The organism is Micromonospora carbonacea (assembly GCF_014205165.1).
In the GTDB taxonomy this organism is placed as follows: domain Bacteria; phylum Actinomycetota; class Actinomycetes; order Mycobacteriales; family Micromonosporaceae; genus Micromonospora; species Micromonospora carbonacea.
Genome location: NZ_JACHMZ010000001.1, coordinates 1,306,700 through 1,320,143 on the forward strand (window position 1 = coordinate 1,306,700; position 13,444 = coordinate 1,320,143).

General features: G+C 75.9%; 11 protein-coding genes and 1 riboswitch. Of the genes, 6 read left to right on the top strand and 5 right to left on the bottom strand.

Going from position 1 to position 13,444, the window contains the following annotated elements; genetic code table 11:
- Positions 1-61: 61 nt before the first annotated feature.
- Together HDA31_RS05930 and HDA31_RS05935 are read left to right on the top strand one after the other, a co-directional pair.
- Positions 62-424 (top strand): STAS domain-containing protein, encoded by a 363-nt coding sequence (locus HDA31_RS05930; RefSeq protein WP_043966924.1) that lies wholly within the window; start codon positions 62-64, stop codon positions 422-424.
- 77 nt (positions 425-501) lie between these two features.
- On the top strand, positions 502-951 hold the full coding sequence (locus HDA31_RS05935; RefSeq protein WP_178066012.1) for an SRPBCC family protein: 450 nt from the start codon (positions 502-504) through the stop codon (positions 949-951).
- 47 nt (positions 952-998) lie between these two features.
- Here the strand turns inward: HDA31_RS05935 and HDA31_RS05940 are convergent, their stop codons facing one another.
- The 5 genes from HDA31_RS05940 to HDA31_RS05960 form a co-directional block, all read right to left on the bottom strand.
- The gene (locus tag HDA31_RS05940) at positions 999-2,069 is read right to left on the bottom strand and encodes a coiled-coil domain-containing protein (RefSeq protein ID WP_074474673.1); all 1,071 of its coding nucleotides are present in this window, start codon (positions 2,067-2,069) and stop codon (positions 999-1,001) included.
- Between the two features lie 4 nt (positions 2,070-2,073).
- Positions 2,074-2,203, bottom strand: a riboswitch (cyclic di-AMP (ydaO/yuaA leader).
- A 153-nt stretch (positions 2,204-2,356) separates the two neighbouring features.
- The gene (locus HDA31_RS05945) at positions 2,357-3,271 is read right to left on the bottom strand and encodes a cation diffusion facilitator family transporter (protein ID WP_178066011.1); all 915 of its coding nucleotides are present in this window, start codon (positions 3,269-3,271) and stop codon (positions 2,357-2,359) included.
- 106 nt (positions 3,272-3,377) lie between these two features.
- Complete coding sequence (locus tag HDA31_RS05950; RefSeq protein ID WP_178066010.1) at positions 3,378-5,495, bottom strand: HelD family protein; 2,118 nt, start codon at positions 5,493-5,495, stop codon at positions 3,378-3,380.
- 180 nt (positions 5,496-5,675) lie between these two features.
- A complete protein-coding gene (locus tag HDA31_RS05955) occupies positions 5,676-6,599 on the bottom strand; it encodes an alpha/beta fold hydrolase (protein WP_178066009.1) in 924 nt (307 codons plus the stop codon).
- Between the two features lie 277 nt (positions 6,600-6,876).
- Entirely contained in the window at positions 6,877-7,206 is a 330-nt protein-coding gene (locus tag HDA31_RS05960) for a hypothetical protein (RefSeq protein ID WP_074474676.1), read from the bottom strand.
- A gap of 356 nt (positions 7,207-7,562) precedes the next feature.
- Between HDA31_RS05960 and HDA31_RS05965 the strand changes: the two genes are divergently transcribed.
- The 4 genes from HDA31_RS05965 to HDA31_RS05980 all read left to right on the top strand — a co-directional run bounded on the left by HDA31_RS05965 (position 7,563) and on the right by HDA31_RS05980 (position 13,361).
- Complete coding sequence (locus HDA31_RS05965; protein WP_043966937.1) at positions 7,563-8,054, top strand: DUF3145 domain-containing protein; 492 nt, start codon at positions 7,563-7,565, stop codon at positions 8,052-8,054.
- A gap of 104 nt (positions 8,055-8,158) precedes the next feature.
- Positions 8,159-9,898, top strand: coding sequence for a glycoside hydrolase family 3 protein (locus HDA31_RS05970; protein WP_178066008.1), 1,740 nt, complete (start codon positions 8,159-8,161; stop codon positions 9,896-9,898).
- Positions 9,899-10,002: 104 nt separating this feature from the next.
- Positions 10,003-11,007 (top strand): glycosyltransferase family 2 protein, encoded by a 1,005-nt coding sequence (locus HDA31_RS05975; RefSeq protein ID WP_256095445.1) that lies wholly within the window; start codon positions 10,003-10,005, stop codon positions 11,005-11,007.
- Positions 11,004-13,361, top strand: coding sequence for a hypothetical protein (locus HDA31_RS05980; protein ID WP_178066007.1), 2,358 nt, complete (start codon positions 11,004-11,006; stop codon positions 13,359-13,361). The genes HDA31_RS05975 and HDA31_RS05980 overlap by 4 nt, the downstream gene beginning before the upstream one ends.
- Positions 13,362-13,444: the final 83 nt, after the last annotated feature.

The following is a 13,444-nucleotide window of genomic DNA, read 5'->3' on the forward strand; positions in this document are numbered from 1 at the left end:
CTCTCGGTCGCGGCCCGCGTACTGATGAGGCGCCCGTCAACGGGCGAGTGGAGGTGCTCGCGTGAGCCTGTCGATCGTGAAGTCGGTTCTTTCCGGTGGTGTCATCGAAATCGCCCCGCGCGGTGAGATCGACGTCGACACCGCGTACGAGGTGCGTGAAGCCATCGCCGAGGTGCTCACCAAGGGGCGGCCCGCCCGCATCGAGCTGAACATGCGTCTCGTCACCTTCATCGACTCCGTCGGCATCAGCGCGATGGTGGCCGGCTTCCAGACCGCCGAGGTCAGCGGGGTGAAGCTGGTCGTCACCGAGCCGAGCCGGTTCGTGCACCGGCAGCTCTGGGTGACCGGCCTGCTCGGGCTCTTCGGCGCCCCGGAGCCCTACCTCGCGGGCACGGCCACCCCCGAGGTGCTGCCGGGCGCCTGACGCGGCCGCCGGCGCAGGTCCACGTGCCGGGGCGTTCGGCCCTTCCCCCACGCCCCCGGGTGGGGGACGATCGACGGATGCCCCGGCGCGAGAGCTTCCAGTACTCGGTCCAGGCCCGCTGCCCGCGGGCGGAGGCGGTGGCGCTGCTCAGTGACCCCGCCCGGCAGACCGAGCTGCATCCGTTGATCACGCGGGTGCGCCGGCTGCCGCCCCGGCCGGGCACCCTGGCCAGCTACGCGATCACCGACCAGCTCGCCGCCGGGCCGCTGCGCTTCGGGGTGACGTACCAGGCGGACGTGCTGACGGTGACCGACGACGAGATCGTCACGGTGGCCCGGCAGCGGCCGGCCACGACGGTGCGTAACCACACCCGGCTGCGCGACGAGCCGGACGGCCTCCTCCGCGTCGACGTGGAGATCACACTGGCCGCGCCGACGCCGCTGTTCGGCTACGCCTTCCGGCAGGCCCGCTCGGCGCACCTCGGGCTGGCCCGCCGGCTCGGCGAGGTGCTCGGCCGGGCGGCGTAGCGCCCGGCGACCCGCCCCCGTGGGGGAGGGCCGCCGGGGCGCGTGGCTCAGATCACCGACAGGTGCACGTGGTTCGTGTGGTCGCTGGACGGGTCGCCGTTTCCGCCGCTGTACGCCTTCCAGCCGCTGCTGGGCAGCCAGATCTGCTTGAACCAGATCACGTAGAGCACGGCGAGCCGGTCGGCGTTGCGCACGAAGTACGCCGCCAGGTTGTTGCCGTAGGTGCGGTCCCCGCCGCTGGCCACGCCGCCGAAGCCGCCCTTCTGCGCGGCGAAGTCGCAGGCCCGGCCCTTCGGGTGCTCGCCGGAGCCGCCGGGGCGGTAGCAGGAGACGTACCGGGTGAAGCCGGCGGCCTTGGCCTGGTTGAGCGCGTGCAGGGTGCGCGGGGTGATGCAGCCGTTGGCCGGGGTGGGGTCGTTGACGCTGCACGACTCCGCCGGCCAGGAGCCGTCGGAGTTGCGCTTCGCGGGGGTGGCGTTCGCGCTGGAGGTGCCGCCCGGGCTGGACCCGCCGCCGCTGCTGCTGGCCTTGTCGTTGGCCACGGTGAGGGCCCGTTCGGCCTGCTCCTTGCGCTTGCCCATCAGCGCGACCTGCTTGCGCTGCTCGCGGATCTCGCCGTCGAGGGCCTGCCGGGTCTTCGTCGCCTCGTCCCGGGTGGTCAGCAGCTCGCGCAGCGCCCGGTCCTCGTTCGCGGCGATCGTGTCGAGCGCGGCGGCCCGGTCGAGGAACCCCTCGGGGGAGCTGCTGTCGAGCAGCACCGAGGCGGCGGTGAGCCGGCCCTTCTTGTACGCCACCCCGGCGATCTCGCCGACCTTGGCGCCCCGGGTGACCAGCTCGGCCTCGACCGTCTTGAGCTGGCCGCCGAGCTGCTGCTGCCGCTTCACCGAGCGGTCGAGGGCGGTCTTGGCCTCCAGGTAGCCCTTGCTGGCCGCCTCGAGCTGGGCGCGCAGGGCGGGCGTGCCGCCCTCCTCGTCGTCGCCGGGCGCGGCGAGCAGGCCGACCGGCGGCGCGGCCCCGGCCGGCGTCACCGGCGCGACCCCGAGGCCGACGGCGAGCGTCAGCGCCAGCGCCGCCGCCACCCGGGCGGCGATCCTTCCTACAGGTGCCACTACTGGCATGTGCGTGTCCTTCCGTCAGCCGCCGACCGGGTTAGCTGACGGGTTCGGGACGGAAGATCCCTACCGCTGGAGCGGATGCACCCCACACACATGGTTCCCCGGCTCGCCCACGGGCGATTAGGCGGCGGCCACCACAGGCGCCGGAGGGCGCCGCCCGGCGGTGGCCGGGGCTGAGCCTACCGGTGCATATGGGGCCAGCGCTGCCTCCGTGACGGAGGGTACGCGGATGAAACCTGTCAAGTCGGCCATTCGGCCGCGAATGTCGCAAAAATTGATGGATTCCGGTCTCACCAGCCGGCCGGGCCGCAGCCGTCGCGGGCCGCTCCGGGCTCGACCTGCAACGTGGCGTGCTCGATGTGGAAGTCCTCGTGCAGGGCGGTGCGGGCGGCGGTCAGCACCGCGCCGACCTCCGCGCCGGGCGCCATGGTCAGGTGGGCCGAGGCGACCTCCATGCCGGAGGTCAGCGTCCAGACGTGCAGGTCGTGCACCTCGACCACGCCGGGCACGGCGGCCAGCCGGTCGTGCACGGCGGTCACCTGGAGGTGCTCCGGCGCGGCCTGCACCAGGATGCGCACCGCGGCCCGCCCGAGCCGCCAGGTGCGGGGCAGGATGAACACGCCGATCGCGACGGCCACCGCCGGGTCCGCCCACCACCAGCCGGTCGCCATGATCAGCACCGCCGCGCCGATCACGCCGACCGACCCGAGCAGGTCGCCCAGCACCTCCAGGTACGCCCCGCGCATGTTGATGCTCTCCTTCGCCCCGCTGCGCAGCAGGGCGAACGCGGCGACGTTGGCGAGCAGGCCCAGCACCGCCACCACGAGCATCGGGCCGGTGGTCACCTCGGGCGGGTCGCCGAAACGGCGGACGGCCTCGACGAGGACGTAGACGGCGACGCCGCTGAGCAGCAGGGCGTTGCCGAGCGCGGCGAGCACCTCCAGCCGGTAGAGCCCGAAGGTGCGCTGCGGGTCGGCGGTGGCCCGGCGGGTGGCGGTGATCGCGGCGAGCGCCATGCCGATGCCGAGCACGTCGGTGAACATGTGCCCGGCGTCGGAGAGCAGCGCCAGCGAGCCGGTGCCGAGCGCGGTCACCGCCTCGACGATCATCAGCGCGGCGAGCAGCGCGAACGCCGCCCAGAGCCGCCCCGAGTGGCGGTCCGCCACGTTCGCCGCCCCGTGGTGGTGGTCATGCCCTGCGCCCATGCCCGCACCCTCCGTCCGTGATCCCCGCCGGGCCCAATCTATGCTCACATCGCAATATGTGCAAGTGATCGACAGTGGCCCGCCCCGGGAACGGCGGGGCGGGCGGTCAGCCCGTCGGGTCGATCGTGACGAGGCGCTGGGTCGCCCGGGACAGCGCCACGTACAGCGTCCGCACGCCCGAGCCCGGGTCGGCCCGGATCTCGCCCGGGGCGACCAGCACCACCCCGTCGTACTCCATGCCCTTGGCCTGGAGGCTGGTCACCACCTGCAGGCGCGGCGCGGCCCGGCCCGCCAGCCAGCCCGCGACCTCGTCGCGGCGCGGCACCGGCGTGATCACCCCGACCGTGCCCTCCACCTCGCCGAGCAGGTCGCCGACCGCCGCGACGGTCGCCGCCGCCAGCCCGGCCGCCGGCACGGTCAGCTCGACCGGGGCCACGCCGGTCGACCGCACCGCCCGGGGCAGCGCCAGGTCCGGGTAGAGCCGGCGGATCTCCGCCGCCGCCACCGCGAAGATCTCCGCCGAGTTGCGGTAGTTGGTGGTCAGCTCGAACTCGTGCCGCCGCCGCCGGCCCAGCGCCGCGTCCCGCGCCCGGGTCAGCTCCTGCGGGTCCCCCGTCCACGCGGTCTGCGCCGGGTCGCCCACCACCGTCCAGGACGCCAGCCGGCCGCGCCGGCCGATCATCCGCCACTGCATCGGCGACACGTCCTGCGCCTCGTCGACCACCACGTGCGCGAAGTCGCGGTAGTCCTCCGGCCGCTCCCGGGCCGCCTCGCGCGCCGCCCGCTGCCGGTCGGCGTGCGTGCTCAGCTCGCGGACGCCCCCGGCGAGCTGGAACGGGTCGCGCTTCGCCCGCTTCGGCTGCACCGGCTTGCCCAACAGCGCGTCCAGCTCGTCGAGCAGGGCGACGTCGGCGATCGTGAGCCCCTCGGCGTCCAGCGTCCGGTACGCCTCGACGAGCAGGCCGGCCTCCGCCCGGGACAGCACCCCGGCGGCGTACCGCCGCAGCCGGTCGGGGCGGGCCAGCCAGCCCAGCACGTGCCGGGGGTGCAGCCGCGGCCACCACGCCTTGAGGAACTCGCGGAACTCGGGCCGCTCGGCGATCTCGTCCTCGAACGCCCGCTGCTCCGGCAGCCGGCCGATGCTCAGCCGCCGGGCCTGCGCCCACAGCGCCGCGAACACCCCGTCGAAGCCCGCCCGGCGCGACTCGTTGCGGCGGGCGCCCCGGCCCAGCGCCCGGTCCCGGATGCCGTCGAGCTCCCGGCGGTCGAGCCGCAGCAGCTCACCCCGGTAGAGCAGGCGCAGCTCGCCCGGCCCGCCCGGCACCGCGTCCCGCACCGCCCGCTCCAGCACCCGGCGCATCCGCAGCGACCCCTTCACCGCCGCCACCTCCGGCGGGTCGGTGCGCGTCGCGCCCATCCCCGGGAACAGCGACCCCAGCGAGCGCAACGTCGCCGTCTCCTCGCCCAGCGACGGCAGCACCGAGGCGATGTACTCCACGAACACCGCCGACGGGCCCACCACCAGGATGCCGCCGCCCGCGTAGCGGCTGCGGTCGGAATAGAGCAGGTACGCCGCCCGGTGCAGGGCCACCGCCGTCTTGCCCGTGCCCGGCCCGCCCGAGACGATCGTCACCCCGGAGGCGGGGGAGCGGATCGCCTCGTCCTGCTCACGCTGGATCGTGGCCACGATGTCGCGCATCCCCCGGCCGGTGGCCCGGGACAGGGTCGCCAGCAGCCCGCCGTCGCCCACCACCGCCATGTCCGGCGGGGCCGCCGCCGGGTCCAGCAGGTCGTCCTCGATCCGGGTCACCCGCTCCGCCGACGAGGAGATCGTGCGGCGCCGCACCACGCCCAGCGGCTGGGCCGGCGTCGCCTGGTAGAAGGCGGCGGCGGCCGGGGCCCGCCAGTCCACCACCAGGGTCTCGGCGTCCTCGCCGCGCACCCCCAGCCGCCCCACGTGCAGCACCTGCCCCTCCCGCAGGTCCAGCCGGCCGAAGACCAGCCCCTCGTGCTCGGCGTCGAGCACGTGCCGGCGCTGCGCGGCGTGGAAGACCATCGCGTCCCGCTCGACGAGCGCCCCGAAGTTGCCCACCCGGGCCAGGCGGTAGCCGTCCTTCTCGGCCTGCGCGGCGAAGCGGCGCAGCTCGGCGAGGCGGGCGTACACCCGGTCGAGGTGCCGCTGCTCGGCGGCGATCTCCTGCTCCAGGGTCGTGCGGTCGGTCAACGTACGGGCTCCTCGCAGACGGCGGCATCGGCCGCGCCAGGGGCGCGGCGGCGCGCCGGGGTGACCGGGTGAGGGTACGGCCAGCAGCCGACGGGTTCGCGGGGCCATGCCGCCGCCGCGATCCACCCCACGTCCCGGACGGCCCGGCGCGGGCCCCGGTCAGGTGCCGTGCGGCCCCGGTCAGGGCCGCGCGGACGCCTCGCGCGCCCCCGCCAGCACCCGGTCCAGCACTCCGGTCAGGGCGGCGTTGACCTGCGCGGGCCGCTCCATCATCAGCATGTGCCCGGCGCCCGGGCAGACCGTCAGCTCCGTCGCCGGCAGGGCCGCCGCGATCGACTCCGCGCACGGCGGCGGGGTGAGCCGGTCCCGGTCGCCGACCAGCGCCGCCGCCGGCAGGTGGGCCAGCGCGGCGAGGGTGTCCAGCCGGTGCTGGGCCCCGATCGACGCCCGGAACCCGCCGATCGAGCGCAGCGTGGCCCGGGCCACCGCCGAGGTGACCAGCCGGATGTCGGTCGGGTCGCAGCGGTCGCCGAAGAGCATCCAGCGGATGCTGGGCCGCAGGGCGCGCAGCAGGGCCCGGGGCGGCCGCCACGCGCCGCAGCGGGCCAGCACCCCCGCGCCGGTGGTCTCGGCCAGCCGGATCAGCCGGGCGATGCGGGGGGAGAGGCCGTACACGGTGTGGGTGTGCCCCTCGGCGGTGGTCGAGACGAACACCAGCCCCGCCGCGCGGGCGGCGAAGTGGCCGGGGTGCCGGTGCGCGTACTCCATGATCGTCATGCCGCCCATCGAGTGCCCGACCAGCACCACCGGCCCGGCCGGCGCGACGGCGTCGAGCACGGCGGCCAGGTCGTCGCCGAGCTGGGCCAGGGTGGCGGTACGCAGCGCCATGCAGCCGGACCGGCCGTGCCCCCGGGCGTCGTAGGTGACCACCCGGACCCGCTCGCCGAACCGCTCGCGCAGCTCGGCGAGCTGCCGGTGCCAGCTGCGCCCGTCGAGCGTCCAGCCGTGCAGCAGGACGGCGGTGACCTCGGCGTCGACCGGCCCGGACGCCTCCACGTGCAGGCGCACGTCGTCCGCGAGCCGCACCTCGACGTGTTCCGGCATCGCCGCCTCCCCTCGGGCCGCCACGGAAACTTCACCGCCGGGTGACCCAGCAGTAACAAACCGACTACCCGCCATGACACCACGCCAACCCTGTGCAAGGAAGGGCCCCTTCTTAACGCCTGCGGTAGAGAAGGGTCCCCTTCTCACCTTTCCCGTGCGGTGGGGCGGGGCGCAGACGGCGAACCGCCCGCCGGGTGGCCCGGCGGGCGGTTCGGGGTGGCGCAGGTGAAGCGGGTGTCGCGCAGGTGAAGCGGTCGGGCGGGTGTCGCGGGCGGGCTCAGCCGCCGAAGACACCGGCCTCGGCGAGGCGCTTCTCGGTGGCGTCCCAGCCGTGGTCGGGGTGGGCGGCCGCGAGGCTGTTCAGCTCGGCCCGGATCTTGGCGGCGTGGCCGGCGGCGGCCAGCACCCGGATCTCTTCGACGAAGGCGTCGGAGTCGGTGCGCAGGTGCGCGGTCTTGCCGTTGGTCAGGTTCCGCACGTAGGCGTGCTTGCCGCCGTTGAGCGGGATCAGGTACTTGAACTCGCCCAGCACGCTGAGGGCCCCACCCTGGCCAGCCTGGCCGGCCCGGACTGACGCGCGCGCGGTCTTAGAGGTGTTGCTCGCCACGGAGGTACTCCTTGGAGACGTACGGGAGGACGGGAACGTCCGGGGGCTGTGACGGGTGACGCCCGGGAAGAGCCTCGCCCCGCCGAAGATGTGCGCGGCACAAGCCGCCGAGAGAACTGTACACGACCACGATGCCTGGCTGGTCACCGCGACTGTCGCCAGGGCACAACCGAGGCCACCGGCCCGGCATTCCGGCCGGGGGCGGGCAACGGCGGCGCCCGTCGCGCCCGATCCGCAGCGGCGGATTTTCCGATTCCCTGGCGCACCATCCGTCCCACCAGTCATCATGTGTTCCAACAGCCACTCGGGTGCCGAGGTCGTAGGGGAAGACGCACCTCGCTCTCCGGGAGGTCACCGTGCCAACGCGTGGCGTCGTATACGTCCACTCGACCCCGCTCGCCGTGTGCTCACACGTCGAGTGGGCGATCGCGCGCGTCCTTGCCGCGCCGGTCAACCTGCAGTGGACGGCTCAGCCCGTCGATCCCGGCGCCCGCCGGGCCGAGTGCGGGTGGACCGGTCGCCCGGGGACGGGCGCCGAGCTGGCTGCTGCCCTCCGGCAGTGGCCCATGATCCGTTTCGAGGTGACCGAGGAACCAAGCGCGGGCGTCGACGGTGAACGCTTCATGTACGTTCCGGGGCGGGGCCTGTTCCGGGCGACCGTCGGCGCGGCCGGCGACATCCAGCTCGGCGAGGACCGGCTGCGCGGCATCATGGCGGCCGCCCGGGCCCCCGAGGCCCTCGCGCACGCGCTCGACAAGGCGCTCGGCACCGCCTGGGACGCCGAGCTGGAGCCCTACCGGTACGCGGGCGACGGCGCGCCGGTGACGCTGCTCACCCGGGTCGGCTGAGCGCCGCCCCACGCGCGTCCATCCGGAGGCGGCCGACCGTCCCCGGTCCCCGGCGCGGTGACTTGACCGGGCCGAGTTGCCCCGATAAGGGGTGAACTGGTGGGATGGACCGCGTGTCGAACTCCCCGCGACGTGCCGGCGTCGCGCTCGCCGTCCTGACCGCCGTGCTGCTCACCGGGTGCACGGGGGAGCCGGACCGGCCCCGCCCCGCCCCGTCGGCCAGCCCCGCCGCGGCCGACCCGACCTCGTCGGGCGCGCCGACGCCGACGGCCGCCGACCCGGCCGCCCGCGCCGCCGCCCTGGTCGCCGCCCTCGCCGACGAGGACCTGGTCGGCCAGGTCCTGATGCCCTACGCGTACGGCGACAACGCCACGAAGGTCTCCACCGGCTCCGCCGCCGGCAACCGGGCCCTCGCCGGGGTGGACACCCCGGCCGAGATGGTGGCGAAGTACCGGCTGGGCGGGCTGATCCTGGTCGGCTTCAGCGCCGACGACCCGACCTCCGGCAACCAGGAGACCACCAACGTCGACAACCCGCGGCAGGTCCGCGAGCTGACCACCGGCCTGCGCGACGCCGCCGGGAAGCTGCCCGCCGGCGCGGCCCCGCTGCTGATCGGCACCGACCAGGAGTACGGGGTGGTCACCCGGATCACCGACGGGGTCACCCTGCTGCCCAGCCCGCTGGCCGCCGGGGCGGCCGGGGACCCGGCGCTGACCGAGGCCGCCTGGCGGGCCGCCGGTCAGGAGCTGGCCGCGATGGGGATCAACCTCGACTTCGCCCCCGTCGCCGACGTGCTGGTCACCCGGAGCACGGTGATCGGCTCCCGGTCGTTCGGCGCGGACCCGAAGCGCGCCTCGGCCCAGGTGGCCGGCGCGGTGCGCGGGTTGCAGGGCGCCGGGGTGGCGGCCAGCGTCAAGCACTTCCCGGGCCACGGCCTGAGCGCCGCCGACTCCCACGAGGAGCTGCCGGTGGTCGGCCAGAGCCGCAAGGTCCTCGACGCCACGGCGTTCCCGCCGTTCTCCGCCGGCATCGACGCCGGTGCCCTCGCCGTGATGTCCGCCCACCTCGACGTCACCGCCGTCGACCCGGGCACCCCGGCGACGTTCTCCCACAAGCTGCTCACCGGCGTGCTGCGCGGCCAGCTCGGCTTCAAGGGCGTGGTGATCACCGACGGCATGAACATGGCCCCCGCCAAGCGCTGGTCGCCGGGGGAGGCGGCGGTGCGGGCGCTCAAGGCCGGCAACGACCTGATCCTGATGCCGCCCAACGTCACCCAGGCGTACGACGGGCTGCTCGCCGCCCTGCGCGACGGCTCGCTGCCCCGGGCCCGGCTGGTCGAGGCCGTGACCCGGGTGCTGACCATGAAGTTCACCCTGGCCGGCACGCCCGCCCCGGCGATGTCCACCCTGAACGACGCGGAGCACCGTCAGGCCGCCGAGGCGCTCGCCGCCGGCGCGGTCACCGTGCTGCGCGGCTCCTGCACGAAGGGGGTCGCCGCCCCCGTCACGGTCACCTCCTCCGGCGGCCGGGAGAAGACCCGCGACCTGCTGACGCAGGCGCTCACCGCCGCCGGGGTGCAGGTGGTGCCGAGCGGCGGCACCCGGGTGCACCTCGTCGGGTACGGCGACGGCAGCGGCGACCTCGCCGCCGACGCGGCGGTGACCGTGGCGATGGACACCCCGTACGTGCTGGCGAAGGCGAAGTCGCCGACGCTGTTGGCGACGTACTCCTCCAGCGCCGCGTCGATGACCGCGCTGGCGAACGTGCTCGCCGGCCGGGCCCGCCCGACCGGCCGCGCCCCGGTGCCGGTGCCGGGGCTGCCCGCGACGACCTGCGGAAACTGACCACCGGCGGCGGCCGGCGGTCGGCGCGCACGGGCCTTGCGGGCCGGGCCCGGCTGGTAGCGTGCGGCTGTCCGAGCGCCGCAGACGAGACGGAGGCGAGCCCCGTGACGCCACCGGAGCCGGCGCTGTCGGTCGTGGTGCCGATGTTCAACGAGGAGAGCGTGCTGCCGCTGTTCGCCCCGCGGCTGCGGGCCGTCCTCGACGCGCTCGGCGAGCCGTACGAGGTGCTGGTGGTCGACGACGGCAGCACCGACGGCACCCCCGCCGGCCTGGCCGGGCTGCGCGCCCGCTGGCCGCAGCTGCGGGTGCTGCGGCTGCGCCGCAACAGCGGCCACCAGGCGGCCCTGGTCGCCGGGGTGCTGCGGGCCCGGGGCCGGTGGGTGGTCAGCCTCGACGCCGACCTCCAGGATCCGCCCGAGACCGTCGCCGAGATGCTGCGCCGGGCCCGCGCCGACGACCTCGACATCGTCTACGGGGTGCGCGCCGACCGCAGCCGCGACACCCGCTTCAAGCGGTGGACCGCCGCCGGCTACTACCGGCTGATGCGCCGCCTGGTCGGCAAGCAGGTGCCCGCGCAGGCCGGCGACTTCCGGCTGCTCAGCCGGGCGGCCGTGGAGGCCCTGCGCGAGCTGCCCGAGCGCAGCCCCGTGCTGCGGCTGGTGGTGCCCTGGCTCGGCTTCCCCAGCGGCGAGGTCACCTACCAGCGCGAGGAGCGGGCCGCCGGCCGCACGAAGTACCCGCTGTCCCGGATGGCGGGGCTGGCCGCCGAGAGCGTCACCAGCTTCTCCGCCGCGCCGCTGCGCGTGGCCACCTGGCTGGGGCTGGTCGGGGTGGCCGTGTGCGGGGTGCTGGTGGTGGTCGCCGTCGCCGCCTGGCTGGCCGGCTCGACGGTCACCGGCTGGCCCTCGCTCTACGTGGCGATCCTCTTCCTCGGCGCGGTGCAGCTGCTCTGCCTCGGCCTGCTCGGCGAGTACGTGGCCCGGATCTACACGGCCGTGCAGGGCCGCCCCGCGTACTTCGTGGCCAGCGACACCGCCGGGCCCGGCGCGGCCGACGCCGCCGGTCCGGCGGCCGGCGACGCGGCCGAGCTGGCCGACAGCCTCCGGTGACCGCGCTCGCCACCGGCGGCGCAGACCCGACCGGCCCCCGCCGCCGCGCCGCCGCCACGCCGGGCCCCGCGACCGCCGACGCCGTACCCGCCCCGGCCACGCGGGCCGGCGGCGACGGGCCAGCCCGGCGTCCCGCCGCCCTGCGGTACGCCCCGGCCGTCGCCGGCTACGCCGTCGTCGCCGCCGCGCTGCTGGCCACCGGCACGCCCGTGGCCGACCTGGCCCGCTGGACCGGGTACGCGCTGCTGGCCGTGCTGCTGCCGGGCACGCTGGTGTTCCGCGCGCTGCGCCGCCGCCCGCACACCCTCGTCGAGGACGTGGCGTTCGGCGCGGCCGTCGGCCTGGTGCTGGAGCTGGCCGGGTGGGCGGCGTTCACCGCCGCCGGCCTGCCCCACCTGCTGTGGCTGTGGCCCCTGGCGGTGCTCGTGCCGTTCGCCGTCGTGCCCCGGCTGCGCCGCCACTGGCGGGCCACCGGGAACACCCCGGTGCCGACGGGCTGGGCCTGGGCCCTCGCCGGGGTGGTCGCCGGCTTCACCCTCTACCTCTACGAGTCGTTCCTGCGGGTCAACCCGGTGCTGCCCAGCGACGAGGGGCAGGCGCAATACATCGACCTCGCGTTCCAGCTCTCCCTGGCCGGGGCGGCCACCCACCAGGTGCCGCTGGACGTGCCGCAGGTCGCCGGGGAGCCCCTGCACTACCACTGGTTCGGGTTCGCCCACTTCGCGGCGGCCAGCCTGGTCAGCGGCGTGGACCTGCCGACGGTGTTCTTCCGGCTGGGCGTGCCGACGCTCTGCGCGCTGGCGGCCGTGCTGGCGGCGGTGGTCGGCTGGCGGGTCACCGGGCGGCCGTACGCGGGGGTGGCCGCCGCCGCGCTGATGTTCACCGTCGGCGAGTTCGGCTACGAGAACGGGATCCGCCAGCTCTTCGGCACCCAGGCCACGTTCATCGTGTGGGGCAGCCCGTCGATGACGTACAGCTGGGTGTTGCTCCTGCCGCTGGTGGCGGCGCTCGGCGAGCTGGTCGGGCGGGCCCGGGGCTCGACGGTGCCGGCGCTGGGGCGCGGCGCGTGGGTGCTCGCGGCGCTGTTCCTGGCCGCGTCGACCGGGGCGAAGGCCAGCTCGGTGCCGGTGGTGCTGGCGGCGCTGGCGTTCACCGCGGCGGTGTCGCTGGCGTTCCGGCGCACCCTGCCGCGGGCGGTGCTGGCGGCGGCCGGGCTGGCGCTGGCCGCGCAGCTGTTCGCCACCGCCGTGCTGTTCGCGTTCGAGAGCCACGGGGTGACCGTCGACCCGTTCTCGGGGCTGCGGCCCTACGTCGGGACGGGCCGCCCGGCGGCGACGACCGCGCTGCTGTGGGTGGCGGTGTCCGTCGCGTTCCTGCTCAACCTCCAGCTCCGGCTGGCCGGGGTGGTGGCGCTGCTGCGGCTGCGCCGGTGGCGGCTGGAGCCGGTGCAGGTGTTCCTGCTCGGCGGGGCGCTCGCCGGCCCGGCGATCTACCTGCTGGTGGGGCACCCGGGCAGCAGCAACCAGTACTTCACCCGGGCCGGCTTCGCGTTCGGGGTGGTCCTGTCGGCGTGGGGCTGGGCCGAGCTGGTCGACTCCGCCGCGCTGGGCGCGCGGGGCCGGGCGCTGCTCGGCGCTGGCGCGGCCGGGCTCGCCGTGCTGCTCACCGCCGTCCAGCTCTGGCGTCCGGCGGCGTCGCCGTCGACCCCGTCGTACGCGCCGGTGCTGCCGCTGCTGACCTGGGCGGCGGCGCTGGCGGCGGTGGCGCTGCTGGTCGGGCTGTGCTGGCCGGCGCTGGTCGGCCGCTGGCCGGGGCTCGCCGGCCGGGGCGGGGCGGTGCTGCTCACGGCTGCCCTGGTCGCGGGCGCGCCGGGGCTGGTGCTGGACGCCGCCGCCGCGCACCGGTTCCCCAACGGCGGGGCGTACCCGGTGGAGCGGATGCCGGCGTCCCGGGTGGCGGCGGCCCGTTACGTGCAGGAGCACAGCGCACCCGGCGACGTGGTGGCCACCAACGCGCACTGCCGGGCGGTGGTCAACGGCTGGTGCGACGCCCGGTCGTTCTGGGTCAGCGCCTACACGGAGCGCTCGGTGCTGGTGGAGGGGTGGGCGTTCGCGCCCCGGATGGTGGGCCTGCCCGGCGGCCCGTACGCCCCGTTCTGGGACGCCGGACGGCTGCGCGCCAACGACGCCGCGTTCACCGCGCCCACGGCCGACGGGCTGGCCGACCTGCGCGACACGTACGGCGTGCGCTGGCTGCTGGTGGACCGGCGGGTCGCGCCGGAGTCCCCGGCGCTGGCCACGCTCGCCGACCTGCGCTACACGAACGCCCGGACGGCGGTCTACCGCCTCCGCTGAGGCACGCGCCGCGCCCCGGTGGGTCCGTGCGCCCCGGCCCAGGTGTTAGGAGGGGCCCCTTGTACAACAGAATGCGTTAACAA

Coding starts and splice junctions, on each gene's coding strand:
- HDA31_RS05955 (WP_178066009.1), bottom strand. CDS start 6,599: ATGCCGGAACACGTCGAGGTGCGGCTCGCGGACGACGTGCGCCTGCAC.
- HDA31_RS05945 (WP_178066011.1), bottom strand. CDS start 3,271: ATGGGCGCAGGGCATGACCACCACCACGGGGCGGCGAACGTGGCGGAC.
- HDA31_RS05935 (WP_178066012.1), top strand. CDS start 502: ATGCCCCGGCGCGAGAGCTTCCAGTACTCGGTCCAGGCCCGCTGCCCG.
- HDA31_RS05970 (WP_178066008.1), top strand. CDS start 8,159: ATGGACCGCGTGTCGAACTCCCCGCGACGTGCCGGCGTCGCGCTCGCC.
- HDA31_RS05940 (WP_074474673.1), bottom strand. CDS start 2,069: ATGCCAGTAGTGGCACCTGTAGGAAGGATCGCCGCCCGGGTGGCGGCG.